Annotated in this window: 21 protein-coding genes; 11 read left to right on the top strand and 10 right to left on the bottom strand. The window is 71.4% G+C overall.

What is annotated here, in order from left to right; translation table 11 throughout:
* The first annotated feature begins 2 nt into the window (after positions 1 to 2).
* Positions 3 to 302: a DUF6343 family protein gene (locus ACIPSJ_RS07260; RefSeq protein WP_355708102.1), complete on the top strand. Its 300-nt coding sequence runs from the start codon at positions 3 to 5 to the stop codon at positions 300 to 302.
* Between the two features lie 12 nt (positions 303 to 314).
* Here the strand turns inward: ACIPSJ_RS07260 and ACIPSJ_RS07255 are convergent, their stop codons facing one another.
* The 5 genes from ACIPSJ_RS07255 to rpsA form a co-directional block, all read right to left on the bottom strand.
* Entirely contained in the window at positions 315 to 701 is a 387-nt protein-coding gene (locus ACIPSJ_RS07255) for a tetratricopeptide repeat protein (protein ID WP_359209897.1), read from the bottom strand.
* A 72-nt stretch (positions 702 to 773) separates the two neighbouring features.
* Positions 774 to 1385, bottom strand: coding sequence for a dephospho-CoA kinase (gene coaE, locus ACIPSJ_RS07250; protein ID WP_401344199.1), 612 nt, complete (start codon positions 1383 to 1385; stop codon positions 774 to 776).
* Positions 1386 to 1669: 284 nt separating this feature from the next.
* Complete coding sequence (locus ACIPSJ_RS07245) at positions 1670 to 2608, bottom strand: PAC2 family protein (RefSeq protein ID WP_359209891.1); 939 nt, start codon at positions 2606 to 2608, stop codon at positions 1670 to 1672.
* A gap of 178 nt (positions 2609 to 2786) precedes the next feature.
* Positions 2787 to 4301 (bottom strand): flavin monoamine oxidase family protein, encoded by a 1515-nt coding sequence (locus tag ACIPSJ_RS07240; RefSeq protein WP_401344605.1) that lies wholly within the window; start codon positions 4299 to 4301, stop codon positions 2787 to 2789.
* Positions 4302 to 4686: 385 nt separating this feature from the next.
* Positions 4687 to 6183, bottom strand: coding sequence for a 30S ribosomal protein S1 (gene rpsA / locus ACIPSJ_RS07235; protein ID WP_123977983.1), 1497 nt, complete (start codon positions 6181 to 6183; stop codon positions 4687 to 4689).
* 368 nt (positions 6184 to 6551) lie between these two features.
* On the opposite strand from rpsA, the gene ACIPSJ_RS07230 reads away from it, so the two are divergent.
* Positions 6552 to 7412 carry a class I SAM-dependent methyltransferase gene (locus ACIPSJ_RS07230; protein WP_401344603.1) on the top strand — a complete coding sequence of 287 codons (861 nt, stop codon included), beginning with the start codon at positions 6552 to 6554 and terminating at the stop codon, positions 7410 to 7412.
* Between the two features lie 45 nt (positions 7413 to 7457).
* A complete protein-coding gene (hrpB, locus tag ACIPSJ_RS07225) occupies positions 7458 to 9935 on the top strand; it encodes an ATP-dependent helicase HrpB (protein WP_401344196.1) in 2478 nt (825 codons plus the stop codon).
* A gap of 21 nt (positions 9936 to 9956) precedes the next feature.
* Here hrpB and ACIPSJ_RS07220 read toward each other — a convergent pair whose 3' ends face one another.
* The 3 genes from ACIPSJ_RS07220 to ACIPSJ_RS07210 all read right to left on the bottom strand — a co-directional run bounded on the left by ACIPSJ_RS07220 (position 9957) and on the right by ACIPSJ_RS07210 (position 13009).
* Entirely contained in the window at positions 9957 to 10949 is a 993-nt protein-coding gene (locus ACIPSJ_RS07220) for a DUF3068 domain-containing protein (protein WP_401344194.1), read from the bottom strand.
* A 21-nt stretch (positions 10950 to 10970) separates the two neighbouring features.
* Positions 10971 to 11105, bottom strand: a complete 135-nt coding sequence (locus ACIPSJ_RS07215; RefSeq protein ID WP_123977979.1) for an SPW_0924 family protein — start codon at positions 11103 to 11105, stop codon at positions 10971 to 10973.
* A 146-nt stretch (positions 11106 to 11251) separates the two neighbouring features.
* The gene (locus ACIPSJ_RS07210) at positions 11252 to 13009 is read right to left on the bottom strand and encodes a lytic murein transglycosylase (protein ID WP_401344192.1); all 1758 of its coding nucleotides are present in this window, start codon (positions 13007 to 13009) and stop codon (positions 11252 to 11254) included.
* Positions 13010 to 13331: 322 nt separating this feature from the next.
* On the opposite strand from ACIPSJ_RS07210, the gene ACIPSJ_RS07205 reads away from it, so the two are divergent.
* Complete coding sequence (locus tag ACIPSJ_RS07205; RefSeq protein ID WP_401344190.1) at positions 13332 to 14171, top strand: DUF4184 family protein; 840 nt, start codon at positions 13332 to 13334, stop codon at positions 14169 to 14171.
* Here the strand turns inward: ACIPSJ_RS07205 and ACIPSJ_RS07200 are convergent.
* A complete protein-coding gene (locus ACIPSJ_RS07200) occupies positions 14107 to 14478 on the bottom strand; it encodes a hypothetical protein (protein ID WP_359209873.1) in 372 nt (123 codons plus the stop codon). The two genes, ACIPSJ_RS07205 and ACIPSJ_RS07200, sit on opposite strands and share 65 nt — an antisense overlap.
* 245 nt (positions 14479 to 14723) lie before the next feature.
* Positions 14724 to 17450 carry a DNA polymerase I gene (gene polA / locus ACIPSJ_RS07195; RefSeq protein ID WP_401344188.1) on the bottom strand — a complete coding sequence of 909 codons (2727 nt, stop codon included), beginning with the start codon at positions 17448 to 17450 and terminating at the stop codon, positions 14724 to 14726.
* Between the two features lie 219 nt (positions 17451 to 17669).
* Between polA and ACIPSJ_RS07190 the strand changes: the two genes are divergently transcribed.
* From ACIPSJ_RS07190 to ACIPSJ_RS07160, 7 genes are all read left to right on the top strand, one after another.
* Positions 17670 to 19979, top strand: a complete 2310-nt coding sequence (locus ACIPSJ_RS07190; RefSeq protein ID WP_401344186.1) for an FdhF/YdeP family oxidoreductase — start codon at positions 17670 to 17672, stop codon at positions 19977 to 19979.
* Between the two features lie 87 nt (positions 19980 to 20066).
* Positions 20067 to 20549, top strand: coding sequence for a hotdog fold thioesterase (locus tag ACIPSJ_RS07185; RefSeq protein ID WP_355708081.1), 483 nt, complete (start codon positions 20067 to 20069; stop codon positions 20547 to 20549).
* Between the two features lie 55 nt (positions 20550 to 20604).
* Positions 20605 to 21054, top strand: a complete 450-nt coding sequence (locus ACIPSJ_RS07180) for a hypothetical protein (RefSeq protein WP_401344184.1) — start codon at positions 20605 to 20607, stop codon at positions 21052 to 21054.
* On the top strand, positions 21051 to 21641 hold the full coding sequence (locus ACIPSJ_RS07175; protein WP_359209861.1) for a Tat pathway signal sequence domain protein: 591 nt from the start codon (positions 21051 to 21053) through the stop codon (positions 21639 to 21641). The genes ACIPSJ_RS07180 and ACIPSJ_RS07175 overlap by 4 nt, the downstream gene beginning before the upstream one ends.
* Before the next feature lie 305 nt (positions 21642 to 21946).
* On the top strand, positions 21947 to 23185 hold the full coding sequence (locus ACIPSJ_RS07170) for a branched-chain amino acid ABC transporter substrate-binding protein (RefSeq protein ID WP_359209858.1): 1239 nt from the start codon (positions 21947 to 21949) through the stop codon (positions 23183 to 23185).
* A 113-nt stretch (positions 23186 to 23298) separates the two neighbouring features.
* Positions 23299 to 24231, top strand: coding sequence for a branched-chain amino acid ABC transporter permease (locus ACIPSJ_RS07165; protein WP_359209855.1), 933 nt, complete (start codon positions 23299 to 23301; stop codon positions 24229 to 24231).
* A gap of 5 nt (positions 24232 to 24236) precedes the next feature.
* A complete protein-coding gene (locus tag ACIPSJ_RS07160) occupies positions 24237 to 26078 on the top strand; it encodes a branched-chain amino acid ABC transporter permease (protein ID WP_401344182.1) in 1842 nt (613 codons plus the stop codon).
* Positions 26079 to 26082: the final 4 nt, after the last annotated feature.

The following is a 26082-nucleotide window of genomic DNA, read 5'->3' as shown; positions in this document are numbered from 1 at the left end:
GGATGCGTACGGGCAGTGAGCCGGCGACCGCCCGCAGTGCGCTGCGGGCGCGGCTGTGGCTGAGCCTGTGGGGTCTGTTCTGGGCGATCTTCGGCACGGCGGCGTTCGCGCTGGTGGGGCGTCCCGGCTGGGCGGCCGCCTGCGGGGTGCTGTGGCTGGTGGCCACCGTCGACCTGATGATGATCCTCCGGCACATCAGGCAGGGCCCGCACTACCAGCCGGGCCGCGATGTGCCGCCGTACCCGCCGGCCGACGGCGGCCCGCCGCCGTTCAGACGGCCGCCCCGGCACGGGCACCCGTGAGCGAGCGGCCGCTCACGCACCGCTCTCGAAGCGGGCCGCCTTCAGGTACTCCGGGTTCGGGTCCAGGGCGGCCGCCAGCCGGAAGTGGCGTATCGCGAGGTCGGCACGGCCCTGGCGCTCATAGGTGCGGGCGAGCGCGAAGTGGGCGAAGGCGTTGTCCGGTTCGCGCTCCAGGACGATGGTGAACTCCAGTTCGGCGGGGCGTAGTTGCGCGGCCGCGAAGAAGGCACGCGCGCGCAGCAGCCGGGCGGCGGTGTTCTCGGGGTGCGCGGCGATCACTCCGTCGAGCAGTTTCACCGCGCCTCGCGGGTCCCGTGCGTTGAGCAGTTGCTCGGCGGCACGGAAATCGATCACATGCGTCTCCGGAGTACGTCCGGTCGAACCGCTGGTCTCGGGCACGGCAAAGTCCTTCCCTCACTGAAGCGGTTCAACGCCCGGACGGCTGCCCGCTATTTCGAAGACGGCTTCCCGCTAGTTCGAGCCCGACTCCCGCGCCCGGCGCACGAGGTCGGCCCACACCTCCGCGACCCGCTGTTCGAGCACGTCGAGGGGTACGTCGTTGTCGATGACGATGTCGGCGATCTCCCGGCGCTTCTCGCGCGTCGCCTGCGCGGCCATGCGCGCGCGTGCGTCCTCCTCCGTCATCCCGCGCAGCCGGGTCAGCCGGTCGAGCTGGGTCTCGGGGGCGGCGTCCACGACGACCACGACGTCGTAGAGCGCGGCGAGGCCGTTCTCCGCGAGCAGCGGGACGTCGTTGACCACCACGGCGTCGGCGGCCGCCGCGCTCTCCAGTTCGCGGGATCGGGTGCCGACCAGGGGGTGCACGATCGAGTTCAGCACGGCCAGTTTCGCGGGGTCGGCGAAGACGATCGAGCCCAGCTTCGGCCGGTCCAGGCCGCCGTCGGCGGCGAGCACCTCCGGGCCGAAGGCCTCGACGACCGCCGCGAGGCCCGGGGTGCCGGGCGCGACGACCTCCCGTGCGATCCGGTCCGCGTCGATCAGCACGGCGCCGTGCCCGACGAGCAGCCGTGACACCGCGCTCTTGCCGGCGCCGATCCCGCCGGTGAGGCCCACTTTCAGCATGCCCCGAAGCTTAGGGCCTGGGACCGACACCGGCCCGGACGGGGCTCGTTCTCCCCGTCCGGGCCGGTACCCGCCGCTCGCGCGGACCTCTGCGGTCGTTCTCGCGGACCCCTGCCGTCGCTCGCGCGGCCTTCCGACGTCGCTCGCGCGAACCTCTGCCGTCGCCCGCGCGGCCTTCCGACGTCGCTCGCGCGAACCTCTGCCGTCGCCCGCGCGGCCTTCCGACGTCGCTCGCGCGGCCTTCCGGCGTCGGCTGTGCGGACCCGTCGTCGCCCGCGCGGGCCTCAGTTGTCGCCCTCGCGCTCGGCGAGGAAGCGTTCGAACTCCAGGCCGATCTCGTCCGCCGACGGGATCTCCACCGGCTCGGCGAGCATGTTGCCCCGGGTCTCGGCGCCCGCGGCCGCGTCGTACTGGTGCTCAAGACCCTGGACGAGGGCGGTGAGCTCCTCGTCGCCCTCCTGGATCTGGCTGTCGATCTCCGTCTGGGTGCGGTGGGCGTCCGTGCGCAGGGCGTGCGCGATACCGGGGAGCACCAGGCCGGTGGCGCCCGTGATGGCCTCCAGGACGGTCAGGGCGGCGTCCGGGTAGGGCGAGCGGGCGATGTAGTGCGGGACGTGCGCGGCGACGCCCAGGACGTCGTGGCCGGCCTCCATGAGGCGGTATTCCAGCAGCGACTCGGCGCTGCCGGGCACCTGGGCCTCGTCGAAGGGGCTGCGGTGGCCCGGGACGAGGTCGGTGCGGTTTCCGTGCGGGGTGAGGCCGACGGGCCGGGTGTGCGGGACGCCCATGGGGATGCCGTGGAAGTTCACGGACAGGCGGACGCCGAGCCGCTCCACGACCTGCTGGACGGCCGCGGCGAAGCGCTCCCACTCGACGTCCGGCTCGGGGCCGGACAGCAGCAGGAAGGGCGCGCCCGTGGCGTCCTGGACCAGCCGGACCTCGATGCTGGGCTCCTCGTACTCGGTCCAGCGGTCCCGCTTGAAGGTGAGCAGCGGGCGGCGGGCCCGGTAGTCCACGAGCCGGTCGTGGTCGAAGCGGGCCACGACCTGGTGGGGCAGCGAGTCGAGGAGCCGGTCGACGATCTGGTCGCCGGTCTCACCCGCGTCGATGTATCCGTCGAAGTGGTAGAGCATGACAAGACCGGCCGACTCCTGGGCGAGCGCCATGTCCACCACGGCGAGGCCCTTCGGCTCCCATGCGTACAAACCCTGCGGATCAAGCACTGTGACCGCTCCTCCTCGTGTTCGTACGGCTCAACGCGGCACAGTCCACAGGCATTCCCGCCGGAGGCCCTGAACAGGCGGGCTCTCACCGCCTTCTCATGCCGGGAGGGCGGCACGCGCGCGTGCGTCCGCGACGGACCCGCCCACGCGCGCGTGCGGCACTCAGAGGATCAGGGGCTCAGGACGACAGCACGCGCGCGTGCAGCGCCGTGACCGCCTTGCGCGCGGAGCTGAACGCGCCGTGCTGCCAGGCGTCCGTGTAGCTGAGCCAGTCACCGGCGAAGTAGACCCGGCCGGTGGGCTGGTTCAGGGGCTTGTAGCGCACGTCGTCCGGGCCGCCGGGGGTGTCGTGCCAGGCGGCCTCCAGGTGGGGTGTCTGGCGCCAGTGGTGGGAGAAGGAGGAGACCAGCTCGGTGCGGTACTTGTCACCGTAGATCTTCACTCCGGCGGCCACCGCGCGCTGTTCCCGCGCGGCGGGGCTCAGCTCGGCGTACGAGTCCGCGTCGTCGCCGTAGTTGTAGTAGCCGATGAGGACGCCCCGTTCGCCGTGGAAGCCGTACGAGGGGTGCCAGATGTGGGTGACGTCCTGGTCGGTCTCGGTGATGCCGCCGTAGATGCGGTGGTCCAGCTCCCACCAGCGGGAGCGGTACTCGAGGCCGATCTTGGCCGCGGACGACGGCGTGACGGCCTCCAGGGCGCTCTGTACGCCGGAGCCGAGGTTGTGCGGCACCTTGGCGAGGATGTTGGGCGGCATGGCGGCCACGCAGTAGTCGGCGTCGACGGTCCTGGTACGGCCGCCCTGGGTGTACGTCACGGTGACGCCGTTCCCGGTGTCGGTGATCTTGGAGACGGCGGCTCCGGTGCGGACGCGGTGGGCTCCGATCGCCCGGGTGAGCGCGCGCGGTATCTGATCCATGCCGCCGACCGGCTGGAACATCAGCATGGCCTGGTCGAAGCCGAACTCGAAGGAGAAGTAGCGCCCGACACCGCTCGCGAACACCTCGGAGGCGGTCGGAACGTCGCCGAGCAGCACCCCGGGGGTGCCGGCGGCGGCCGGTACGGTCGTGTATCCGCGCCGCTCGCCTCCCTCGTAGGTCAGCTTGTCGCCGAGTTCGCCCCAGTCCTTGAGGAACTCGACGAGCCGCTCCCGGTCGGTGGCCGTCAGCGCCTCGTCCAGCGCGCCCTTGTCGCTCGCCTTGGCGAGCAGCTCCGAGACATGGCCGTACACGTCCGCCTTGGCGGTGCGGTAGCGCTCGGGCTTCGTCATGCTGGCCGACTCGTTGTAGAGGTACGCGTCGGCGTTGACGTTCGTGAAGACCTGGATGGGAACGCCGAGTTCGCGACAGTAGTCGAGGGTGATCATCCACTGCGGAATCCGGGCGGGCCCGGCGTTCATGTAGTGGCCGTCGGCGAACCGCGCGGTCTGCGTGTTGCCGTAGAGGTCGGTGGTCGTGTCGCCGCCGCGCACGGTGAAGTTGCGTCCGCCGGTACGGTCCCGGGCCTCCAGGATCGTACAGTCGTAGCCGGCCTTGCCCAGTTCGTACGCGGTCGCCAGGCCGGCGATTCCGCCGCCGAGGACGACCACCCGGGCCGCGGCGCGTCCGGTGAGGGTGAAGTCGCCGGTGCGGGGAGCCTGGAAGGGCTCCGCCCGGGCGGTGGGAGCGAGGCCGAGGGCCCCCATGGTGGCGAACATGGCGCCGGCGCCGCCGGTGACACCGACGTTCCGCAGGAACGCCCGCCGACTCGTCCCTGACCTGTCCTGAGGCTGTGCCATGACGGGACTCCCCTTCCGATCTTGAACGAAGACCGGGGAAGCGTCCCAGCGCCGCGTTACGGCGCCACGGTGACTCGTGTATCCCACACATTTCCGCGAACGCGAAGGGGAGCAACTCCCCACAAGGCGCTCGGAGCCGCCGGGCCGACGGCGGCGAGGACTCCCCGAGGGGCGCGGGGAACTGCGCGCTCGGCCCCCACCAGCCGTCGGCCGAAGGAGAGCCCAGGACGGACGCACAGCACTGAGGGCCCGCACCTCGAAAGGTGCGGGCCCTCAGTCATCGGCTAAGCCGAGTGGCGAGCGGTCAGCTCTGGCCACCCGCGAGCTTCTCGCGAAGCGCGGCCAGCGCCTCGTCCGAAGCCAGCGCACCGGAGGTGTCGGCACCCTCGGAGGAGTACGAACCGCCACCGGCGGCCGGAGCGGCACCCGCGGCGTCGCCACCCTCCTCGGCAGCGGCAGCGTCGGCCTCGCGGCTCTTGATGACCTGCTGCTGGTGCTGCTCGAAGCGCTGCTGCGCCTCGGCGTACTGGTGCTCCCACGCCTCGCGCTGGGTCTCGTAGCCCTCGAGCCAGTCGTTGGTCTCGGGGTCGAAGCCCTCGGGGTAGATGTAGTTGCCCTGGTCGTCGTAGGACGCGGCCATGCCGTACAGGGTCGGGTCGAACTCGACCGTGGCCGGGTCGGCACCGAAGGCCTCGTTGGCCTGCTTCAGCGAGAGGCTGATGCGGCGGCGCTCGAGGTCGATGTCGATGACCTTGACGAAGATCTCGTCGTTGACCTGGACGACCTGCTCCGGGATCTCCACGTGGCGCTCGGCCAGCTCGGAGATGTGGACCAGACCCTCGATGCCCTCGTCCACGCGGACGAACGCACCGAACGGAACGAGCTTGGTGACCTTACCCGGGACGACCTGACCGATCTGGTGCGTACGGGCGAACTGCTGCCACGGGTCTTCCTGGGTCGCCTTCAGCGACAGGGAGACACGCTCGCGGTCCATGTCGACGTCGAGGACCTCGACGGTGACTTCCTGGCCGACCTCGACAACCTCGGACGGGTGGTCGATGTGCTTCCAGGACAGCTCGGAGACGTGGACCAGACCGTCGACGCCACCCAGGTCCACGAAGGCACCGAAGTTGACGATCGAGGAGACCACACCGGAGCGGACCTGACCCTTCTGGAGGGTCGTGAGGAACGTCTGGCGGACCTCGGACTGGGTCTGCTCCAGCCAGGCACGGCGGGACAGGACCACGTTGTTGCGGTTCTTGTCCAGCTCGATGATCTTCGCCTCGAGCTCCTTGCCCACGTAGGGCTGGAGGTCGCGGACGCGGCGCATCTCGACCAGGGAGGCCGGGAGGAAGCCGCGGAGGCCGATGTCGAGGATGAGACCACCCTTGACGACCTCGATGACGGTACCGGTGACGATGCCGTCCTCTTCCTTGATCTTCTCGATGGTGCCCCAGGCACGCTCGTACTGGGCGCGCTTCTTCGAGAGGATCAGGCGGCCTTCCTTGTCCTCCTTCTGGAGAACAAGGGCTTCGATCTCGTCACCGACGGCGACGACCTCGTTGGGGTCGACGTCGTGCTTGATCGAGAGCTCGCGGCTCGGGATGACACCTTCGGTCTTGTAACCGATGTCGAGCAGGACCTCGTCCCGGTCGACCTTCACGATGACGCCGTCGACGATGTCGCCGTCGTTGAAGTACTTGATCGTCTCGTCGATCGCGGCGAGGAAGGCTTCCTCGTTACCGATGTCGTTGACCGCTACCTGCGGGGTGGTGGCGGTGGTCTCGGTGCTGCTCGTCATGTGAGAAAGGGCTCCGGTACGGACATTGAAGTCGTAGGTACTGCTTACGCCGGGAGCCTGTTTCGCTCTGCAGAAGCCGGACAGCCTGGGAAGCGTCACCCGAACCACTGGTGACGCCTCGACAACCGAGGGGACATACATACAGATGCGAGCGCAGCCTGCTACGTCTGAGGTGCGCAGGCCCGCAGCGCAACTTGTAGCATACGGGGGCAGCCGGGCAGGGTCAATGCGCGAAGGCGCACACCCGGGGCGGATCGCCGCATACCCGGCACAAGAACCGTCCCACGAGGCCACGTAAGCCTGAAAGACCTCGTCCGTGACCCCCCTCCGAACGGGTTGCACGGAAGAGTACGACGAGGGAGCCGATCATCCAAGAGCCCGTTTCGTTCGACCTCGCAGAGGCCGGGACAGCCACCGGAGCCGAGGCCGAACCGGAAGCCACCCGGCGTGACGCCGGTACCACCGAGAGCAGCCGGGCCAACCGGGGCTGGTGGGACCGCAACGCCGACGAGTACCAGATCGAACACGGCACCTTCCTCGGCGACGACCGTTTCGTGTGGGGCCCCGAGGGGCTCGACGAGGTGGAGGCGGAGCTGCTGGGCCCGGCGGAGGAGCTCAAGGGCAGGGACGTCCTGGAGATCGGCGCGGGCGCGGCCCAGTGCTCGCGCTGGCTGGCCGCCCAGGGGGCCCGTCCGGTCGCCCTGGACCTCTCGCACCGCCAGCTCCAGCACGCGCTGCGCATCGGCGGATCGTTTCCCCTGATCTGTGCGGACGCCGGCGCGCTGCCCTTCGCCGACGCCTCCTTCGACCTGGTGTGCTCGGCGTACGGCGCGCTGCCCTTCGTGGCCGACCCGCGTCTGGTGCTGCGCGAGGCGCGCCGCGTCCTGCGCCCCGGCGGCCGTCTCGTCTTCTCCGTCACGCATCCCGTGCGCTGGGCGTTCCCCGACGAGCCCGGCCCCGAGGGCCTCACGGTCTCGGCCTCCTACTTCGACCGCACGCCGTACGTCGAGCAGGGCGAGGACGGCCACGCGGTGTACGTGGAGCACCACCGCACGATCGGCGACCGGGTCCGCGACATCGTCTCGTCCGGCTTCCGCCTGGTCGACCTGGTGGAGCCGGAGTGGCCGGCCTGGAACACCGCCGAGTGGGGCGGCTGGTCCCCGCTGCGGGGCAGCCTCCTGCCGGGCACGGCGATCTTCGTGTGCGAGAGGGACTGCGAGAGGGACTGAGCGCGCGCGTGACGGGCGCTCGCCGGTCCATACGACACTGAGAGCGTGATCCGCTACGACGCCCTGGAGGCGCTGCCCGTACGGCAGGCCCTGCCCGGTCTGGACGACGCCCTGGAGGGGCACGGCACCGCCGTCCTGGTGGCACCGCCCGGCACCGGCAAGACGACTTTGGTGCCGCTGGTGCTGGCCGGGCTGGTGGGCGAGGGTCCCGCGCGGCGGGTGGTGGTGGCGGAGCCGCGCCGGATCGCCGCCCGCGCGGCGGCCCGCCGGATGGCCTGGCTGCTGGGCGAGCAGGTCGGGCGGAGCGTCGGCTACACGGTGCGCGGCGAGCGGGTCGTGGGGCCACGCGCGCGCGTGGAGGTCGTCACGACCGGTGTGCTGCTGCAGCGCCTGCAACGCGACCAGGAGCTGTCCGGTGTCGACGTCGTCGTCCTCGACGAGTGCCACGAGCGCCATCTCGACGCCGACACCGTGGCGGCGTTCCTCTGGGACGTGCGCGAGACCCTGCGGCCGGAGCTGCGGCTGGTGGCCGCGTCGGCGACCACGGACGCGCAGGGCTGGGCACGGCTGCTGGGCGGGGCTCCGGTGGTCGAGGCGGACGGCGTCTCGTACCCCGTCGAGGTGGTGTGGGCGCCGCCCGCGCGGCCGGTGCGGCCGCCGCACGGGATGCGCGTCGATCCGGCGCTGCTGACGCATGTGGCGTCGCTGGTGCGGCGGGCGCTGGCCGAGCGGCCGGGGGACGTGCTGTGCTTCCTGCCGGGCGTGGGCGAGATCGCGCGCGTGGCGGGGCAGCTGGGCGGCCTGGGGGACGTGGAGGTGCTCCAGGTGCACGGCAGGGCGCCGGCGACGGTCCAGGACGCGGTGCTGGCACCCGGGGCGCGGCGCCGGGTGGTGCTGGCGACGGCGGTCGCCGAGTCGTCGCTCACCGTTCCCGGGGTGCGGGTGGTCGTCGACTCGGGGCTGGCCCGGGAGCCGCGGGTCGACCACGCGCGCGGGCTGAGCGCGCTGACGACGGTACGGGCGTCCCGCGCGGCCGGCCGGCAGCGGTCGGGGCGGGCCGGGCGGGAGGCGCCGGGGGCGGTGTACCGATGCTGGTCCGAGGCGGAGGACGCCCGCCTCACGGCGTTTCCGGCACCGGAGATCAAAGTGGCCGACCTGACCGCGTTCGCCCTCCAGGCAGCCTGTTGGGGCGATCCCGGGGCGACGGGGCTGGCGCTGCTGGATCCGCCGCCGGGCGGGGCGATGGCGGCGGCCCGGGAGGTGCTGACGGCGATCGGAGCGGTCGACTCCGCCGGGCGGGCGACGGAACGCGGGCTGCGGCTGGCCCGGCTGGGGGTGCATCCGCGGCTGGGGCGGGCGCTGCTGGACACCCCCGGCGGGGGTGCCGAGGTGGTCGCGCTGCTGAGCGAGGAGGCTCCGCGCGAGTACGGCGACGATCTGGCGGCCGCCCTGCGCACGGTCCGGCGCGGCGGTGACGCCTACGCCGGGCGGTGGCTCGCGGAGGTACGGAGGCTGCGGACGGGCGGCGAGGGCGGGTCGGCACCCGGCGTGGACGACCGCACCGTGGGACGCGTCGCCGCCCTCGCCTTCCCCGAGCGCGTCGCCAAGGCCGACGGAGGGTCGTACCTCATGGCCTCCGGCACCCGGGCCGAGCTCCGTGAGGGCAGCCCGCTGCGGGGTGCCCCGTGGCTCGCCGTGGCCGTCGCGGACCGTCCCGTCGGCAAGGGCCACGCGCGCGTGCAGCTCGCGGCGGCGGTGGACGAGGACATGGCCAGGTCTGCGGCGGCTTCCCTGTACACCGAGGGCCAGGAGGTGCACTGGGCCGACGGGGACGTCGTCGCGCGGCGGGTGGAACGGCTCGGGGCGATCGAGCTGGCGGTGCGGCCGTTGCGGGACGCCGACCCGGCCCTCGTACGCGAGGCGCTCCTGGACGGGCTGCGCCGCGAGGGGCTCGGTCTGCTGCGGTGGACTCCCGACGCGGCCGGGCTGCGGCAGCGGCTCGCCTTTCTGCGGCTGCGTCTCGGGGAACCCTGGCCGGACGTCTGCGACGACGCGCTGCACGCGCGCGTGGACGACTGGCTGGAGCCGGAGCTCGGCAGGGCGCGGCGGCGGGCCGATCTCGGGCGGATCGACGCCGGGGAGGGGCTGCGGCGGCTGCTGCCGTGGGCGGGCGGGGAGGCGGGGAGGCTGGACGAGCTGGCGCCCGAGCGGATCGTCGTGCCCAGCGGGTCGCGGATCCGGGTCGACTACGGGAATCCCGAACAGCCGGTCCTCGCCGTGAAGCTGCAGGAGATGTTCGGGCTGCAGGAGTCGCCCGCGGTGGCGGGGGTGCCGGTGCTCGTGCATCTGCTGTCGCCGGCCGGGCGGCCCGCCGCGGTCACCGCCGACCTCGCCTCGTTCTGGCGGGACGGGTACAAGGGCGTGCGGGCCGAACTGCGCGGGCGCTATCCGAAGCATCCCTGGCCCGAGGACCCGGCCGGCGCCGAGCCCACCCGGCACACCACCGCACGCCTCAGGCGCTGACCGGTTCCCGGACCGCGCGGCTCAGGCGCTGACCGGTTCCGGGACCTCGGACCGTGCGGGCTCCGGGTCGGCGGGGCGGCGGGCGCGCGCCTCCAGCCAGAGGGAGAGGGCGAGCAGCACGATGCCGAGCGAGAGGAAGCCCCAGGGGAGGTAGGAGGTCAGCAGCAGGACGATGGTGCGGTTGTGCTTGACCAGGGCGACCGTGTGCTCGATGTAGTCCTCGCGCATCTTCACGTCGCCGGCGAAGGCCGTCACCTTGGCCCGGCCGCCCAGCAGGGTGCCGCCGCGCAGCTCCTCCTTGTGGATCTCCTCGCCGTAGACGGGCGCCCCGGTGACCGGCTCGACCCAGAACTTGCGGACCGTGGTGTACCAGCGGGTGGTGCCGGTCTTGGCGACGGTCTCCGGGGTGATGCCCTGCACCGGCATCTTCTTGGGCATGGAGACCTTGGTCCACGGGATGGTCTGCTCGAAGTAGTAGACCTTGACACCCCGGAAGGTCTGCGTCCCCTTGTAATGGATGGGGTTGGTGGTGCGGGTCTGCGCGTCGAAGTACTCGTAGTCGCGCTTCTCGGTCAGGAACGGCCACTTGAACTCGATGCCGTCCCGTTTCACCGGGTCGCCGTCGACCATCTCGCCGGTGGCGTGGACGGGTTCCTGGCTGTGGGCGTCGAAGATGTAGCGCTCGGGGATCTCGGAGACCATCTTGCCGTCGGGGCCCTGGACGTACGACAGGCCGTCCCAGACGACGACGTCCCGGCCCGCCGTCTTCTCGACCTTCTTCGCCGCCTCCACGTTCCCCTTGAGGGTCTGCACGATGGTGACCTGGGGGACCTTCTTGGCCCGCATGGTGCCGTAGTCGAGGAGGGTGGCGTTCTTCGCGACCAGGACCATGTCCTGGTACTGGTCGGCCGGGATCTTGGCGAGGCGCGGGAAGGCGTACCAGCGCAGCAGCGGGGACAGGGCCGCGAAGAACACGGCGCAGGCGAGCAGGACCAGACTGGCCTTGCGGCGCATCTCGGCCTCCCGGGGCGGCGGTTACGGGTGTGAGGGCACCGTCGTGAGCAGCGGCTTCGGGGACGTCTTCCCGTTCGGCGACCCCAGGGCGCTGATGGTCACGACCAGGACGAGCGCGAGGGCGAGACCGGTCGCGGCGGCGATCAGGGCACGCATGCGGGGCCTCCCTGCGGACGATTTCCTGATGGATCGTCAGGTCGGGGCACCGTAGCAACGGGAGGGTGAGATGAGAACAGCTCTCACACACGAGGGCGCCCTCCCGCTGTCGCGGAAGGGCGCCCCGGTGGCCGTACGGCCGTGGATCAGGAGGAGGCGGAGGCGGACGGGCTCTCCGAAGCCGACGCCGAAGGGGAGGCGGAAGCGGACTCGGAGGCGGTCGGCGACGGGCTCGGTGAGCTGTCCGCGGTGACCGTCAGCTCGACGGTGAGCGTGGCGCCGCCGGTGGTCGTGATGCGGAGCAGGAACGTGCCGGTGGTGTCGTCCGCGTACAGCTTGGGCAGCGTCAGCAGGCCGTCCGCGTCCGTCTGGAGGTCCGTGAGGGTGCGCACGGCGTTGCCGTTCGCGTCCTTGAAGTACGGGCCCTTGTCGTTCTCGCTCGTGTCGTCCGCCGACTTGACGAGCGTGGCGGTGGCGGCGACCTTGTCGGCGACGGCGCCCTGGTAGGTGGCCTTCGCCTGCACCTGGTCGGCGAACTCGCCGCCCGCCACGCAGGTCGGCGCCGTGGTGTTGACGAGGGCGAGGGTGTCGGCGGCACGCGCGGTGACCGTCGCGTCGTAGTCGACGCCCTTCGCCGTACGGCCGACCACGCTGGCGTGGATCGTGAAGTCGCCGGTCTTCTCGCCCGCCTGGAGCGTGGGGGCGACGGCGACGCCCTTGCTGTCGGTGGCGACCGTGGCGACGCTCTCGCCGCCGGTGAAGGTCGTGTCCGTGTCCCCGACGATGGTGAAGCGGACGCGGACCTTGGCGACGGTCCGGCCGGCCTTGGTCTCCGCGCGCGTGCTGATCCTCTTGGCGAACGCGTCGCCGGCCGTCGCCGTGAGCTTGGCGGTGCCCGCGTCCTCCAGGTGGTCCACGGTGTCGGTGGCCGTGGGCGGCAGGGTCGGGTCCGTGCTCGGGGTGCTCGGCGTGGGCTCGGTCGGCTTCGGCGTGCTCGTGGTGGGCTTGCCCGTGGAGCCGTCGGAGCCGGAACCGGATCCGGTCTTGCCGTCGCTGCGGTGCGTGGGCAGGGTGCCGGTGCCGTTCGGGACCGAGTGCGTGCCCTTGCGGTAGAACTCGTACCAGGACAGGACCAGGTTCAGGTAGTCCTGCGAGTTGTTGTAGCTGAGGATCGCGCTGTTCATGTCGGCCTGGACGGACAGGTCCCAGCCGTAGCGGCACAGGTAGTGGCCGGCCGCGAGCGCCGCGTCGTAGACGTTGTTGGGGTCCTTGACGCCGTCGCCGTTGCCGTCGCGGCCCGCCCACGCCCAGGTCGACGGGATGAACTGCATGGGGCCCACGGCCTGGTCGTACTGGCTGTTGCCGTCGTACTTGCCGCCGTCGGTGTCCTTGATGAGCGCGAAGCCGTTGCCGTCGAGCTCGGGGCCGAGGATGCGGTGCAGGGTGTTGCCCTCGGCGTCGACGTCACCGCCGCGGGCCTGGCCGGACTCCACCTTGCCGATGGCGGCGAGCAGTTGCCAGGGCAGGTTGCAGCCGGGCTTGGAGCCGCGCAGTTCCGCCTCCGCCTTCTTGTAGGCGTCGAGGACGGTGGCCGGTATGCCGGCCTCGGCCGCGCCCCGGGAGACGGCGGTGCCGATGCTGGACGAGGAGGCGGTGGGGCTGGAACTGGGGTTCGGGCTGTTGAGCGGCGGCAGGTCCGTGTAGTACGGCGAGTTGCCGGTGGCGCCGTCGGCCGCACCGCCCCCGTCGGGCACGGAGGTGCTGGCGCCGGCGTTGGCCTGCCGGCCCGCGTCGCCGGCCGTTCCGCCGGGTGCCTGGGACGCGGACAGAGCCGCTACCGCCAACGCGGCGGCGGCGGTCGTCGCCGCTCCCTTGCGCAGCCGCTTGCCGATGTGCGCCGCCATAAGGTGAACCCCTCCCATGGGCGCCTTCTGAGCGCCCGTCTCCGTCTGTCTGCTCGCCCTGGTGGACGGTTGACCCGGTGCTGTGGTTGCCCCCTGTTGCCTCTGTTATCTCTTTCGAGTGGTGAGGTGGTGCATCCCGCGGTGCACGCCGGGGCGGCGACCCAGGCGACCCTACGACAACTTCCCTTCCACGGACACCCGGCGGTGCCCGATTTTCACCAGTTGGCCATCCCCCGTTGAACGATGGTGGCGTCCCGGATACTTGCCGTACGCGATCACTTGTTCGGCGCTTCGGCCGACGACCGTTCCAGGGGGAGCCCGAGTGCCGTTCACTCTCAGCCATGCCGCCGCCGTGCTGCCCGCCGTACGCGGTGACGGGACCGGGCGCGGACGGCTGGTGCCGGCGGTGCTCGTGGCCGGGTCCTTCGCGCCCGACCTCACCTACTACGCGGCGAGCGCGGAGCCGGACGCGATGGAGTTCGGCGGGTTCACGCACTCCTTCACCGGTGTCCTCACGGTCGATGTGCTGTTCGCCTGGGCGCTGGTGGCGTTGTGGGTGCTGGTGCGCGAACCCCTGGTGGCGCTCGCGCCGCGGGCCCGGCAGGGGCGGCTGTCCGCGCTGCTGCGCTGCGGGACGCCCCGCGCGCGTGCCGGTCTCTCCCTGACGGGCCGCTGGTACGTCTCCGCCGTGCTCGGCGGGCTCACGCATGTCGTCTGGGACGCGTTCACGCACCACGACCGCTGGGGGACGCGGCTGGTCCCGGCGATCGGCCGGAGCCTCGCGGGCGTGCCGCTGTACACCCTGCTCCAGTACGGCAGTTCGGCGGTGGCCGCGGCCGTGCTCGCCGTGTTCCTGGTCCGCGCGGTACGGCGGGCGCCGGCCGGGGAGCCACTGGGGGTGCCGGCGCTGTCGGTACGGGACCGGTGGTGGGCCGGGGCCGGGATCGGCGGCTGCGCGCTGGCCCTGGCGGTGCGGCGGGCGACCCGGTGGTGGGAGTACTGGGGGGCTGTGGCGAAGCCGTGGGAGCTGCTGCCCACGGTGCTCTTCGGGGCGGGCGCCGGGCTGCTGCTCGGGGTGCTGGGGTACGCCGTCGCCGTCAGGGTGTGGCGTCCGGCTCCGGTGGCCGACGACGTGCGGCCGAGCCCTTCGGCCGTTCGGTGAGGCTCGCCACGAACACGGTCATGGTGCGGGGGCGGCGGGGGCCGGGGAGCGCGGTGAGGAGCAGCGCGAGGTAGCTGCGGGCGAGGTCGAGCCACTGGCGCAGGCCGGGCCGGGCGCGCAGTCGCCATCGGAGGCGGGTGACCGCCCGGCGCACGGCGACGGTGAGGTCGGAGGGGATGCGGGCGGAACTGGCGTCGGCCGCCACGGCCGGTCCCGACGAGTCCGTCGTGACCTGGGCGGAGGCGGAACGGGCCTTGGCCGGGGGCCTGCTCTGGGGCGTCCGGCGGTGAACCATGCGTATACCCATGGCCGCATCCTTGCCGGTGGCGGGGGCGGGGGCGTTCTGGCGGGGTCCAGGTGAGTGATGCGGCCGGAAGGGGCCGGAAGCGCTGCTCCCCTGGGCCGGAGGCGCGCCGTACCGCCTGGGCCGCAGGGCACCCCTCCACCAGGGCCGGAGGGCGTCGCCCCACCGAGGTCGGGGAGCGGCGCCCTCTGCCGGTCTCTCCGGCACGTGCCCTCTGCCACGTGCCCTCTGCCGGCCCGCGCCGCGGGCTAGTGCGCCGCCGACTCCCAGTCCGGGCCCACACCCACCGAGACGTCCAGCGGGGCCCGGAGCCGGACCGCGTCGGACATCTGCTCGCGCAGGACGGACTCGACCCGGTCGCGCTCGCCGGGGGCGATCTCCAGGACGATTTCGTCGTGGACCTGGAGCAGCATGCGGGACTTCAGCTCCGCCTCGCGCAGCGCGCCGTCCACCCGCAGCATGGCGATCTTCACGATGTCCGCCGCCGTGCCCTGGATGGGCGCGTTGAGCGCCATCCGCTCGGCCGCCTCGCGGCGCTGGCGGTTGTCGCTGTTGAGGTCCGGGAGGTAGCGGCGGCGGCCGAAGAGCGTCGCCGTGTAGCCCGTGGCGCGGGCCTCGTCGACGACCCGGCGCAGATAGTCGCGGACCCCGCCGAAGCGCTCGAAGTACGTGTCCATCAGCGCCCGGGCCTCGCCCGCGTCGATGTTCAGCTGCTGGGACAGGCCGAAGGCCGACAGCCCGTAGGCGAGGCCGTACGACATCGCCTTGATCTTGCGGCGCATCTCCGGCTCGACGGCCGAGCGGTCGACGTCGAACACCTGGGAGGCGACCGTGTTGTGCAGGTCCTCGCCGGAGGTGAACGCCTCGATGAGGCCCTCGTCCTCGGAGAGGTGGGCCATCACGCGCAGTTCGATCTGGCTGTAGTCGGCCGTCATCAGCGACTCGAAACCCTCGCCGACGACGAAGCCCCGGCGGATCGCCCGGCCCTCGTCCGTGCGGACCGGGATGTTCTGCAGGTTCGGGTCGGTGGAGGAGAGCCGGCCGGTCGCGGCGACGGTCTGGTTGAACGTGGTGTGGATGCGGCTGTCGGCGGCGACGGTCTTGATCAGGCCCTCGACCGTCACCCGCAGCTTGGCCTGCTCGCGGTGGCGGAGCATGATCACCGGCAGTTCGTTCTCGGTCTGGCCCGCGAGCCAGGCGAGTGCGTCGGCGTCGGTGGTGTAACCGGTCTTCGTCTTCTTGGTCTTGGGGAGGGCCAGCTCGCCGAAGAGGACCTCCTGGAGCTGCTTGGGCGAGCCCAGGTTGAACTCGTGGCCGGCGGCCGCGTGCGCCTCCTTCACGGCCTGCTGCACCGCGCCCGCGAACATCTGCTCCATCGCCTCCAGGTGGGCGTGGTCGGCCGCGATGCCGTGCCGCTCCATCCGGGCGAGCAGGGCCGAGGTGGGCAGCTCCATGTCGCGGAGCAGCTCGGCCGCGCCGACCTCCTCGAGGCGGCTCTCGAAGGCCTGCCCGAGGTCGAGGATCGCGCGGGCCTGGATCATCAGGGCCTCGGCCTCGGCGCCGTCGTCCGCGCCGAAGGCCAGCTGCCCGTCGGCCGCCGCCGCGGGGGCCAGCTCGCGGCCCAGGTACTCCAGGGACAGCGCGTCCAGGTCGAAGGAGCGGCGGCCGGGCTTGACCAGGTAGGCGGCGAGCGCGGTGTCCATGCCGACGCCCTCGATGCGCCAGCCGTGCTCGGCGAAGACCCGCATGGCGCCCTTGGCGTTGTGGAAGACCTTGGGCCGCGCGGTGTCGGCGAGCCAGGCCGACCACGCGTTCTCGTCGGCCTCGTCGAGCTCCGCGGGGTCGAACCAGGCCGCCGCTCCCCCGGCCGCGGCCAGCGCGACCTCGGCGACCGAGCCGGTGCCGAGCGCCCAGGTGTCGACGGTGGCGACGCCCAGCGGCTCCGTGCCGTGCCCGGCGAGCCAGCCGGCCAGCTCGCCGGTGCCGAGGACGGTGCCGTCGACCTCCACGCCCGCCTCGGCGACCGGGGTGGACTCGGCCTCCTCGGCGCCGGGGTCGACGGCGTAGAGACGCTCGCGCAGTGACGGGTTGCGGATCTCCAGGGCGTCCAGGATCATCGCGACGTTCTTGCGGTCGTACGGGGCGCGCTCCAGGTCGGTGACCGTCTTGGGCAGCTCCACGGCCCGCTCCAGCTCGGTGAGCCGGCGGTTGAGCTTGACGGACTCCAGGTGGTCGCGGAGGTTCTGGCCGGCCTTGCCCTTCACCTCGTCGACGCGCTCCACCAGTTCGGCGAAGGAACCGAACTGGTTGATCCACTTCGCGGCGGTCTTCTCGCCGACGCCGGGGATGCCGGGGAGGTTGTCGGACGGGTCGCCGCGCAGGGCCGCGAAGTCGGGGTACTGGGCGGGCGTCAATCCGTACTTCTCGAAAACCTTCTCCGGGGTGAACCGGGTCAGCTCGGAGACGCCCTTGGTGGGATAGAGGACCGTGGTGTGGTCGGTGACCAGCTGGAAGGAGTCGCGGTCGCCGGTGACGATCAGGACCTCGAAGCCCTCGGCCTCGGCCTGGGTGGCGAGGGTGGCGATGATGTCGTCGGCCTCGAAGCCTTCGACGGCGAAGCGCTGCGCGTGCATCGCGTCGAGCAGCTCGCCGATCAGCTCGACCTGGCCCTTGAACTCGTCCGGGGTCTTGGAGCGGTTCGCCTTGTACTCGGTGAACTCCTCCGAGCGCCAGGTCTTGCGGGAGACGTCGAACGCCACCGCGAAGTGCGTGGGCGCCTCGTCACGCAGGGTGTTGGCCAGCATCGACGCGAAGCCGTAGATCGCGTTCGTCGGCTGCCCCGTCGCGGTCGTGAAGTTCTCCGCGGGCAGCGCGAAGAACGCGCGGTACGCCAGCGAGTGCCCGTCCATGAGCATCAGCCGGGGACGGGGGCCGCCGGGGGTCTTGTCGGTCTGCTTCGCTGCTGTCTCTGCCACGCCCCCGATCCTGCCACGCCGCACTGACAGTCAGGGCCGACGGTTCGCGGACGCAGCCGTGGCAGGCATGGACGCGGGCACCGGTGCGGGCATCGCCACAGGCACCGAGGCGGGCATTGTTTCCGTTCTGTCCGGGAACCCGGCCTCGTTCGCTGTCGGTGGCGCGTGCGAGGATCGGTGGCTCAGGGCAGTGGTGTTGGCGTAGAGGGAGATCGTGCGATGGCGACTAAGCCGCCCAAGGGCGACCCGGTCCAGGACGCGCCGCGGGTCGCGGAGCCCAAGCACGCGGCGGCGGGACTGCCGGCCATCGGGCACACGCTGCGCATCGCCCAGCAGCAGATGGGCGTGAAGCGCACCGCGCTGACGCTGCTGCGGGTCAACCAGAAGGACGGCTTCGACTGCCCCGGCTGCGCCTGGCCGGAGCCGGACCACCGGCACGCGGCCGAGTTCTGCGAGAACGGCGCCAAGGCGGTGGCCGAGGAGGCCACCCTGCGCCGGGTGACCCCCGAGTTCTTCGCCGCGCACTCCGTCGCCGATCTGCACCACCGCAGCGGTTACTGGCTCGGCCAGCAGGGGCGGCTCACCCACCCCATGTACCTCGCCGAGGGCGCCGAGCACTACGAGCCGGTCGACTGGGAGCGCGCCTTCGACATCATCGGCGAGGAGATCGCCGCCCTCGCCTCCCCCGACGAGGCCGTCTTCTACACCTCGGGCCGCACCAGCAACGAGGCCGCGTTCCTGTACCAGCTGTTCGCGCGCGAGCTGGGCACCAACAACCTGCCGGACTGCTCCAACATGTGCCACGAGTCCTCGGGCTCGGCGCTCAGCGAGACGATCGGCATCGGCAAGGGCAGCGTCCACCTGGAGGACCTCTACCAGGCCGACCTGATCGTCGTCGCCGGCCAGAACCCGGGGACCAACCACCCCCGGATGCTCTCCGCGCTGGAGAAGGCCAAGGCCAACGGCGCGAGGATCATCAGTGTCAACCCGCTCCCCGAGGCCGGTCTGGAGCGGTTCAAGAACCCGCAGACCCCCCAGGGCATGCTCAAGGGCGCCGCCCTCACCGACCTGTTCCTGCAGATCCGCATCGGCGGCGACCAGGCCCTGTTCCGGCTCCTCAACAAGCTGGTCCTGGAGACCGAGGGAGCCGTCGACGAGGAGTTCGTGCGCGAGCACACCCACGGCTACGAGGAGTTCGCGGCGGCCGCCCGGGCCGCCGACTGGGACGAGACGCTCGCGGCGACCGGTCTCACCCGCGCGGAGATAGAGGAAGCCCTCGGCATGGTGCTCGCCTCGGAGCGGACCATCGTCTGCTGGGCGATGGGCCTCACCCAGCACAAGCACTCGGTGCCGACGATCCGGGAGGTGGTCAACTTCCTGCTGCTGCGCGGCAACATCGGCCGCACCGGCGCCGGCGTGTGCCCGGTCCGCGGCCACTCGAACGTACAGGGCGACCGCACGATGGGCATTTTCGAGCGCCCGGCCCCGGCCTTCCTGAACGCCCTGGAGAAGGAGTTCGGCTTCGCGCCCCCGCGCGAGCACGGCTTCGACGTGGTCCGGGCGATCCGCGCGCTGCGCGACGGCGAGGCGAAGGTCTTCTTCGCGATGGGCGGCAACTTCGTCTCCGCCACCCCCGACACGGAGGTCACCGAGGCGGCCGTGCGGCGGGCGCGGCTGACCGTGCACGTGTCGACGAAGCTCAACCGGTCGCATGTCGTCACGGGCGCGCGGGCGCTGATCCTGCCGACGCTCGGCCGGACCGAGCGCGATCTCCAGGTCGGCCCGAACGGGAAAAGCACAGAGCAGTTCGTCACCGTCGAGGACTCCATGGGCATGGTGCACGCCTCGCGCGGCCGGCTGCGGCCGGCGAGCGCGCACCTGCTGTCGGAGCCCGCGATCGTGTGCCGGCTGGCCCGCCGGGTGCTGGGCTCGGGGTCCCGGACGCCGTGGGAGGAGTTCGAGAAGGACTACGCGACCGTCCGGGACCGGATCGCCCGCGTGATCCCGGGCTTCGAGGACTTCAACACGCGCGTGGCGCACCCGGGCGGGTTCGCGCTCCCGCACGCCCCGCGCGACGAGCGCCGCTTCCCGACCGCCACCGGCAAGGCGAACTTCACGGCGGCCCCGGTGGAGTTCCCCGAGCTGCCCGAGGGCCGGCTGCTGCTGCAGACGCTGCGCTCGCACGACCAGTACAACACCACGATCTACGGCCTGGACGACCGCTACCGGGGTATCACCAACGGCCGCCGGGTGGTCCTGGTGAACCCGGAGGACGCGCGGCGGCTGGGGGTCGGCGACGGGTCGTACGTCGACCTGGTGAGCGAGTGGAAGGACGGCGTGGAGCGCCGGGCCCCCGGTTTCCGGGTGGTGCACTACCCGACGGCGCTGGGCTGCGCGGCGGCCTACTACCCGGAGACCAATGTACTGGTCCCGCTCGACCACACCGCGGACACCAGCAACACCCCGGCCAGCAAGTCCGTCGTGGTCCGGCTGGAGAGCGCGGTGCCGCACCCGAGGAGCGCGGTCTGAGCGCCCGCTCAGCGCATCTGGAAGAATCGGCAGCCGACTGAGCGTTTGCTCAGGGAGAGACAGCTGTACGACGAACGGAGTCGGCCCATGGGCGAGCAGCAGCACGTGAAGTTCCCGCAGGAGGTCATCGACGAGTACGCCTCGCTCGGCGTCGACCTGCCGGCCCTGTTCTCGGCGGGCCACCTCGGCACCCGGATGGGCGTGCAGATCCTGGAGGCCTCGGCGGACCGGGTCGTCGGCACCATGCCGGTGGAGGGCAACACCCAGCCGTACGGGCTGCTGCACGGCGGGGCCAGCGCGGTGCTGGCGGAGACCCTGGGGTCGGTCGGGTCGATGCTGCACGGCGGCAGCTCGAAGATCGCGGTCGGCGTCGACCTGAACTGCACGCACCACCGCGGGGCCCGCTCCGGCCTGGTCACCGGCGTGGCCACGCCCGTGCACCGGGGCCGCTCGACCGCGACGTACGAGATCGTGATCAGCGACGAGGAGGGCCGCCGGGTGTGCACGGCCCGCCTCACCTGCCTGCTGCGGGACGTGACCAAGGCCGACGAGGCCCGCGTCCGGGGCTGACACCCGGCGTGACGCGTCCATTGCCCCACGCCGTCCGCGCCCGTAGCTTCGGCGCATGGGACGGCGAGGAGGCCCCCGGCCGGGGACGACCGCACTGGGGCTGGGGCTGGGGCTCGGACTCGCCCTGCTGACCGCCTGCGCAGGCCCGGACGGCCCCGGCCGCCCCGATCCCGCCCCCGCGAGCCCCGCGCCCTCAGCGGCCCCGTCGGCCTCGCCCTCAGCCTCCCGGGCGGTCCCCTCGACCGTCTCCGACGCCGAGCTGTGCGCCACGATCGTCGCGCACTGGTCGCGCGAGGTGCTCGACAGCGGCACCTACGGCGACTACCAGTCGATGGGGCTGTCCAACGGGCAGTACGAGATCCTGCGGGACGTCGTGGACGCCGCGCGGGCCGTGCGGCGCGACCAAGGGGCCGCTGCCGCCGACGAGTTGATCGACCGTCGGGCGCGGATCGCCTGCGCCGAGCGGTACCGCGACGGCACACCGACAGGAGGCCCCTGGCAGTGAGCGGCACGAGCGGCATCGGCCCCGTCGAGGCGGGCGAGGGCACCAGCGCGTGGGACGTCCCGGAGACGGTCGCCCCCGCTCCCCCGCGCTCCGCCCGCCACCGCGCCGCCGTGGCCCTCGCCGCGTCGGCCGCGCTGCTCGCGGGTGGCGGCTACCTCGTCGCGACCCGCCCGCACAGCCCGCCGCCGCCCGAAGCGCCGTACCCCGCGCAGACGGTGGCGTTCGCGTTCCTCGGCGGCCGCGCCACCTCCCCCTGGGCGGAGCCCCGCAGTTTCAGCTTCGCGGTGCGCATGACCGTCATGGACGGGCCGCCGGTCACCGTGCCCCGGATGACCCAGCCCTATGCCGGCCTCGCCCTGACCGTGTCGCCACGCGCACCGTTCCGGACAAAATCGGGCTCACCCCGCGAGATCACGATCACGATGCATGTGACCGATTGTGGGGCAGTTCCGAAGGATGCCGGACTTCCTTTCCTGGACGTAACTCTGCGTAATGCCCGTGCAATACAAGTACAGAGTTTCATCCTGGGATCCCGCTACGCACAGCACCTCTCTCACGCCCTGAAAGTCGCCTGTAGCAACAGTTAGCGACCATCCCGAGTAATCACCAAAACGTCCGAGACACCTGATCCGACGACGGCGGGTCCTGCGGGTTCTCAGCATGCGGACGGGGCGAATCGGCCGGAATTCCGCTCTTCTCCGCACGGTGTACCGCTCTGCATTACCTCGTGTCATAACAAGAGCGTCACAGCATGGGTCAGACCCTCCTCCGCGTTCCCCACACCCGCCTAGAGTCACGGCCAGTCACGGCACCGTCGGAATCTCTCTTCGACCGGGGGGCGCGACTCGACCGTTTCCACGGGGATGCGGTTGTTCAGGGGAAAGGACTGATCGTGCGTCAACGTTCGCTCATCGCCATCACCGCCGCGCTGGCAGCGGGAGCACTCACCCTCACCGCCTGCGGTTCGCGAGACAGCGGCGACAAGGGCTCCGACTCCGGCAGCGGTGGCACCACCGTCACCATCGGCGTCGACGCCCCGCTGACCGGCGACCTGTCCGCGCTCGGCCTGGGTATCAAGAACTCGGTGGACCTGGCGGTCAAGCAGGCCAACAAGAAGAAGTACGTCGACGGCGTCACCTTCAAGATCGAGGCCAAGGACGACCAGGCCCAGCCCTCCTCCGGCCAGGCCAACGCGTCCGCCTTCGTCAGCGACAACAGCGTCTACGGCGTGGTCGGCCCGCTGAACTCCTCCGTCGCGCAGTCGATGCAGAAGGTGTTCGACGACGCGAAGCTGGTCGAGGTCTCCCCGGCCAACACCAACCCGGCGCTGACCCAGGGCGACAACTGGCAGACGACGAAGGCCCGCCCGTACAAGTCGTACTTCCGTACCGCGACCACGGACGCCATCCAGGGCCCGTACGCCGCGCAGTACGTGTACAACACGGCGAAGCTGACCAAGGCCTTCATCATCGACGACAAGAAGACCTACGGCGCCGGTCTCGCCGCGACCTTCACCGAGGAGTTCAAGAAGCTCGGCGGCAAGGTGGTCGGCACCGAGCACATCAACCCGGACTCCAAGGACTACTCCGCGGTCGTCACCAAGGTGAAGAACTCGGGCGCCACCGTGGTCTACTACGGCGGCGAGTACCCGCAGGCCGGTCCGCTGAGCAAGCAGCTCAAGGCCGCCGGCGCCAAGATCCCGCTGGTCGGCGGTGACGGCATCTACGCCGACGACTTCATCAAGCTGGCGGGCACCGCCGCGACCGGCGACATGGCCACCTCGGTCGGCGCCCCGGTCGAGACCCTCGACTCCGCCAAGGAGTTCGTCGCCAACTACAAGGCGGGCGGCTACAGCGAGGCGTACGGCGCCTACGGCGGTTACTCCTACGACTCGGCCTGGGCGATCATCGAGGCCGTGAAGAAGGTCGTCGACGACAACGGCGGCAAGCTGCCGTCCGACGCCCGCGCGAAGATCACCGCCGCGGTGCAGAACGTCTCCTTCGACGGTGTGACCGGCAAGGTCTCCTTCGACGAGTACGGTGACGCGACCAACAAGCAGCTCACCGTCTACAAGGTCGACGGCGGTGCGTGGAAGGCGGCCACCTCGGGCACGTACACGCCGAGCAGCTGACCCACACCCGCACGCATCACCGAGCCGCGCGGGGCGCTGTTCCACTGGCGCCCCGCGCGGACTCGCATCCGGCCTCATCCGTCGAACATTCCGAACGTCTCGGAGGACATGCGGTGAACGAACTGCCGCAGCAGCTGGTCAACGGCCTGCTACTGGGATCCATGTACGGGCTGGTCGCCATTGGCTACACGATGGTCTATGGCATCGTCCAGCTCATCAACTTCGCCCACGGCGAGATCTTCATGACCGGCGCCTTCGGCGCGCTCACGGTCTACGCGTACGTACTGCCCGACGGCACCTCGATCTGGATAGCGCTCCCGCTGATGCTGGTGGGCGCGATCATCGTCGCCGTCCTGGTCGCCGTCGGGGCGGAACGCTTCGCCTACCGCCCCCTGCGCACCGCGCCGCGTCTCGCCCCCCTCATCACCGCCATCGGCCTCTCGCTGGCCCTGCAGCAGGCGGTGTGGGCCTGGTACCCCGAGGCCAAGTCCGCCCGTACCTTCCCCACCATCCCGGGCGGCCCCTTCAACATCGGCAACGTCACGATCCAGACCGGTGACATCTTCCTGGTGATCGTGGCCCCGCTCAGCATGGCCTTCCTCGCCTACTTCGTGATGCGCACCCGCACCGGGCGCGGCATGCAGGCCACCGCCCAGGATCCGGACACCGCGAAGCTGATGGGCGTCAACACCGACCGCATCATCGTGATCGCGTTCGCCCTCGGTGCCGCCTTCGCCGCAGTCGGCGGTGTCGCCTACGGCCTCAAGTACGGCCAGATCGACTTCAAGATGGGCTTCCTGCTCGGTCTGAAGGCCTTCACCGCGGCCGTCCTCGGCGGTATCGGCAACATCTACGGCGCCATGCTCGGCGGCCTCGTCCTCGGCGTCGCCGAGGCCCTGTCAACCGCATACATCTCGGACATCCCCGGCATGAGCCAGTTCGGCAGCCAGTCCTGGGCCGACGTCTGGGCGTTCGTACTCCTCATCCTCGTACTGCTGTTCAGGCCCCAGGGTCTGCTCGGCGAACGCGTCGCGGACAGGGCGTGACACCGATGACCACACAGACCACCGCATCCGAGACCCCCGAGTCCCCGGAGACCCCGGCCGCTCCCGCGGCCCCGCAGAGCGGCCTGATCGGCCTGCCGGCCCCGCTCGGCCGCGCCCTCGCCACCGGCGGCGGCGTCCTTGCCGTCATCTCCACGTTCATGTCGTGGACCTGGACCTCCGAGTTCCCCGGTGACCTCACCGTCTACGGCTACCCGGGCGGCCTGCAGGTCCTGGTGCTGATCGGCGGCATCCTCACCACCCTGTTCGGTCTGGCCTCCTACGGCGTGAAGGGGCTGTCCTGGCTGACCCCGGGCAGCGCCGACAGCGCACTGAAGATGGCCGCGCTCGGCACCTTCGCCACCGCCTGGTACACGGTGATCGCCATCAGCGTGAAGCTCGGTGGCGTGGTGAACCTGGACCCCGGCGGCTTCGTCGTCGCGATCGCCACCCTGCTCGCCGTGGTCGGCGCGCTGGCCCTGCCGTTCGAGCGGCCGGAGCCCGACCCGATCGACCCGGACGACACCGGCTGGGAGCTGTTCCGGCACAACACCCGCCACAAGTGGAACGTCTTCAGGTCGGCCTTCGCCGGCAAGACCCCGGCCCCGGCGGCCCCGCTGCTCCCCTGGGTCGAGATCCTCGTCATCGTCGCGGCCATGGCCGTGGGCCTGATCGTCTTCAGCTACGGCATCGGCACCTCGTACGACCAGCTGTTCATCGGCTTCCTGATCACCGCCGGCTTCGGTTTCGCCTCGCTCTCCAAGGCCGGGATCGTGGCCCGCGTCTCGGCGATCACCGCGAAGCACCGGAACATCACCATGACCGGCGCCTTCCTGGCCGCCGCGGCGTTCCCGTTCACGCAGTCCAACGACCAGTACGCGACGATCGGCGTCTACATCCTGATCTTCGCGACCGTCGCCCTCGGCCTGAACATCGTCGTCGGCCTCGCCGGTCTCCTCGACCTCGGTTACGTCGCCTTCCTCGGTGTCGGCGCCTACACCGCGGCCCTGGTCTCCGGCTCGCCGTCCTCGCCGCTGCACGTGCAGTGGCCGTTCTGGGCGTCGGCGCTGCTCGGCGCGGTCGTCGCGATGATCTTCGGTGTCGTCATCGGCGCCCCGACCCTGCGACTGCGCGGCGACTACCTGGCCATCGTCACGCTCGGCTTCGGTGAGATCTTCCGGATCACCGTCCTCAACCTGGACGGCACCTCGGGCCCGGACGTCACCAACGGCTCCAACGGCATCTCCTCGATCCCGAACCTGGACATCCTCGGCTTCGACTTCGGTGCCGAGCACCAGATCCTCGGTTCCACCATCGGACGGTTCGCCAACTACCTGCTGCTGATGCTGATCATCACGTTCATCGTGGTCATCGTCTTCCGCCGCAGCAGCGACTCCCGTATCGGCCGCGCCTGGGTCGCCATCCGCGAGGACGAGACCGCCGCGCTCGCCATGGGCATCAACGGCTTCCGGGTCAAGCTGATCGCGTTCGCCCTGGGTGCCTGCCTGGCCGGTCTGTCCGGCTCGGTCCAGGCGCACGTCACCTACACGGTGACCCCGGAGCAGTACCAGTTCGCCTACGTGGTGCCGCCCAACTCGGCGTTCCTGCTGGCCGCGGTGGTCCTCGGCGGCATGGGCACCATCTCCGGCCCGCTGGTCGGCGCGTCCCTGCTGTACCTGATCCCGGCCAAGCTGCAGTTCCTCGGCGACTACCAGCTCTTCGCCTTCGGCGTCACGCTCATCCTGCTGATGCGCTTCCGCCCGGAGGGCCTCATCCCCAACCGGCGCCGCCAGCTCGAGTTCCACGAAGAGGCCGAAGCGCCCGCCGTCCTCACCAAGGCAGGGGCCTGACCAC

Origin of the sequence: Streptomyces sp. NPDC090088, assembly GCF_044747345.1 — a bacterium.
Taxonomy (GTDB): Bacteria; Actinomycetota; Actinomycetes; order Streptomycetales; family Streptomycetaceae; genus Streptomyces.
This window is presented reverse-complemented; position numbering and strand designations above follow the sequence as displayed.

Bases quoted from the DNA above. Each gene is read 5' to 3' on its own strand.
- ACIPSJ_RS07260 (WP_355708102.1), top strand. From the start codon at position 3: ATGCGTACGGGCAGTGAGCCGGCGACCGCCCGCAGTGCGCTGCGGGCG.
- coaE (WP_401344199.1), bottom strand. From the start codon at position 1,385: ATGCTGAAAGTGGGCCTCACCGGCGGGATCGGCGCCGGCAAGAGCGCG.
- ACIPSJ_RS07240 (WP_401344605.1), bottom strand. From the start codon at position 4,301: ATGTTCGCCACCATGGGGGCCCTCGGCCTCGCTCCCACCGCCCGGGCG.
- rpsA (WP_123977983.1), bottom strand. From the start codon at position 6,183: ATGACGAGCAGCACCGAGACCACCGCCACCACCCCGCAGGTAGCGGTC.
- ACIPSJ_RS07220 (WP_401344194.1), bottom strand. From the start codon at position 10,949: ATGCGCCGCAAGGCCAGTCTGGTCCTGCTCGCCTGCGCCGTGTTCTTC.
- ACIPSJ_RS07215 (WP_123977979.1), bottom strand. From the start codon at position 11,105: ATGCGTGCCCTGATCGCCGCCGCGACCGGTCTCGCCCTCGCGCTCGTC.
- ACIPSJ_RS07210 (WP_401344192.1), bottom strand. From the start codon at position 13,009: ATGGCGGCGCACATCGGCAAGCGGCTGCGCAAGGGAGCGGCGACGACC.
- ACIPSJ_RS07200 (WP_359209873.1), bottom strand. From the start codon at position 14,478: ATGGGTATACGCATGGTTCACCGCCGGACGCCCCAGAGCAGGCCCCCG.
- ACIPSJ_RS07190 (WP_401344186.1), top strand. From the start codon at position 17,670: ATGGCGACTAAGCCGCCCAAGGGCGACCCGGTCCAGGACGCGCCGCGG.
- ACIPSJ_RS07185 (WP_355708081.1), top strand. From the start codon at position 20,067: ATGGGCGAGCAGCAGCACGTGAAGTTCCCGCAGGAGGTCATCGACGAG.
- ACIPSJ_RS07180 (WP_401344184.1), top strand. From the start codon at position 20,605: ATGGGACGGCGAGGAGGCCCCCGGCCGGGGACGACCGCACTGGGGCTG.
- ACIPSJ_RS07160 (WP_401344182.1), top strand. From the start codon at position 24,237: ATGACCACACAGACCACCGCATCCGAGACCCCCGAGTCCCCGGAGACC.